This window comes from Nitrosomonas sp. GH22 (genome assembly GCF_009833115.1).
In the GTDB taxonomy this organism is placed as follows: Bacteria; Pseudomonadota; Gammaproteobacteria; order Burkholderiales; family Nitrosomonadaceae; genus Nitrosomonas; species Nitrosomonas eutropha.
Map to the genome: position 1 here is coordinate 1 of NZ_QRCA01000014.1, position 2,321 is coordinate 2,321.

The window sequence follows — 2,321 nt, forward strand, 5'->3', positions numbered from 1 at the left end:
CTGCCAAAGAAACTTTCCGCAACCGCATTATCCCAACAATTTCCCAGACGACTCATGCTGCCAATAAAACCGTATGCTTTCAGTAGATTGCGGTATGCTTTGCTAGCATACTGCGACCCACGATCCGAATGCACGATCAGGCCAGGCGGTGGCCGGCGTAGCCAGATCGCCATTCGTAATGCATCACAAACCAGTGTTGCTTTCATCCGTGAGCTCATACTCCAGCCCACCACCTTTCGGGAGAACAAATCGATGACAACCGCCAGATACAGCCAGCCTTCCTGAGTCCAAATGCAGGTAATGTCGCAAACATAGACTTGATCCGGTCTGGCAACCGTAAATTGCCGATTCAATTGGTTCTCAAACACTGGCAACGGGTGATTGCTGTCCGTCGTCACCTTGTACTTCTTCCGGTGTGTTTCACTTTATCCCGGACTTCTTGCATTAGTTTCCGCCTTCCACCGACTAACCCATAGCCCAAGCATGTTAGCCCTGATTTCCAGGCTTCTGGCAGCTTCTGCTATCGTTAATCCCTGATCCAGTACCAAGCTGATTGCATCCAGCTTGAATTCCTTTGTATAGTGTTTCCTAGGCTCCATTTCATCCTCCAATTAAGACTATTTTCTCTTAACTGGAGTGTCCGGGTCTATTAGACCATATCATCCGGTTCGGTTAGTCTTACCGACTATCGAATGTCCTTTTGAGGCGGCTGCCGCGATACCCTGTGGTTCCCATCGTGATGATGGGCCGATTAGCGGTTGACCAATTCTATCAAGGCATCGGGCTTGCGCGATCTCTTTTGGCCGACGCAGTTTACAAGGTTCGGCAACTCGATATCAGTGTGTTTGCATTGGTTGTAGTTGCAAAGGATGACGAGTTCGATGCGTCTACCGGCACCATGGCTTTGTGAAGCTGGAAAGCAGGGATGGCAACAACCGAACGCTTGTGCTCCCCTTCGCTGACACGTAGTCCCCCGAAAACTGCTGCAACGATTCTATTAGAATGATCAACCCAATGGACCAGTACATACAGGCGATTGTCGCATTGCTTGCGATTGCCAACCCACTTTCTGCAGTTCCTGTGTTCCTGCAAGCGGTCGATGGTCTCGACAGGACGCAGCGACGGAAATCCGCTTTGCTAGCGGCGATTTCTGTTTTCACCATCCTGTTCGCCGCCGCCGTCGCGGGGAACTGGATGCTAGACATTTTCGGTATTTCCATCTCCGCGTTTCGTTGTGGTGGCGGATTGGTGATCCTGCTGATGGGGCTGACGATGCTGCAAGGCCGTACTTCGAGTGTCCAGCAGGAGTCACTCACTCACAACGAACGTCGAAGCAAGATTTTTGTGCCCATCGCCATGCCGCTCGTTGCCGGACCCGGAGCGATCACCACCGTGATCACCATTGCGCTTGCCGAGCCCTATTGGAAGAACCTGTCTGTCGCTTTGACGGCGATCGTGGTCTTGACGATGGTGCTCTGGGTCGTGCTCTTGTTGTCGCAAGGCGTCCAAGGACTGCTTAGCCCTCTTGGTCAGAAGATATTACTGCGCTTTTTTGGTTTGATCCTGGTGGCCATCGGTGTACAGTTCATCCTGGCAGGTGCGTATGAGTTTTTCGCCGATGCGATAGCTCAGCAAGCACTTCGATAGCAAGATTACTCTCAATAGCTTGACCTAAGCGGCAGTTCCGCTGCGTGTTTAGGTTGAGCGAATCATCACCCAGCTGGGAATACCTAAAATAGTGGGTGTGGCCAGGGTCTTAAAGCCAAAGCGCTGATAGAGGTCCACATTGCTTTGTTTGTCGGTTTCTAAATATAGATGCTCCTTTGCCGCACATTGGTTGATGGTGAACTCAATCATTTGTGTGCCAACACCTTTGTATTGCCATTGAGGTGCGATCGCTAAAGGACCTAAGTGCCAATGGGGTTGTTTTGGATCAATACGAGCCCAAGTGCCTAACCAAATGGCTAAGCGTAAGCTGCCGAGGAGGCTGTTGGCACTGATCATTCTTGGCAGTAACTGTATCAAGTTGATATGGTCTAATAGACCCGGACACTCCAGTTAAGAGAAAATAGTCTTAATTGGAGGATGAAATGGAGCCTAGGAAACACTATACAAAGGAATTCAAGCTGGATGCAATCAGCTTGGTACTGGATCAGGGATTAACGATAGCAGAAGCTGCCAGAAGCCTGGAAATCAGGGCTAACATGCTTGGGCGATGGATCAGGGAGAGCCAGGCGGATACTAATGGTCAGGCATTCCGCGGTAATGGGAAACTGACACCGGAGCAGGAAGAAATCCGGCGGCTTAAACTAGAAAACAAA

At 50.5% G+C, this 2,321-nt stretch carries 4 protein-coding genes and 1 pseudogene; 3 read left to right on the plus strand and 2 right to left on the minus strand.

Annotation, left to right across the window (positions count from 1 at the left end):
• Positions 1-599 (minus strand): annotated as a pseudogene (locus ABF86_RS06480) (IS3 family transposase); the annotation flags it as partial.
• Positions 600-739: 140 nt separating this feature from the next.
• Between ABF86_RS06480 and ABF86_RS06485 the strand changes: the two are divergent.
• Both ABF86_RS06485 and ABF86_RS06490 read left to right on the plus strand, forming a co-directional pair.
• Positions 740-910 (plus strand): hypothetical protein, encoded by a 171-nt coding sequence (locus ABF86_RS06485; RefSeq protein WP_160803497.1) that lies wholly within the window; start codon positions 740-742, stop codon positions 908-910.
• Positions 911-1,002: 92 nt separating this feature from the next.
• A complete protein-coding gene (locus ABF86_RS06490) occupies positions 1,003-1,647 on the plus strand; it encodes a MarC family protein (RefSeq protein WP_083331388.1) in 645 nt (214 codons plus the stop codon).
• 48 nt (positions 1,648-1,695) lie between these two features.
• On the opposite strand, the gene ABF86_RS06495 is transcribed toward ABF86_RS06490, so the two are convergent.
• Entirely contained in the window at positions 1,696-2,004 is a 309-nt protein-coding gene (locus ABF86_RS06495) for a GNAT family N-acetyltransferase (RefSeq protein ID WP_240142250.1), read from the minus strand.
• An 86-nt stretch (positions 2,005-2,090) separates the two neighbouring features.
• On the opposite strand from ABF86_RS06495, the gene ABF86_RS06500 reads away from it, so the two are divergent.
• A partial coding sequence (locus tag ABF86_RS06500) for a transposase (protein WP_160803498.1) occupies positions 2,091-2,321 on the plus strand: 231 nt, incomplete at its 3' end.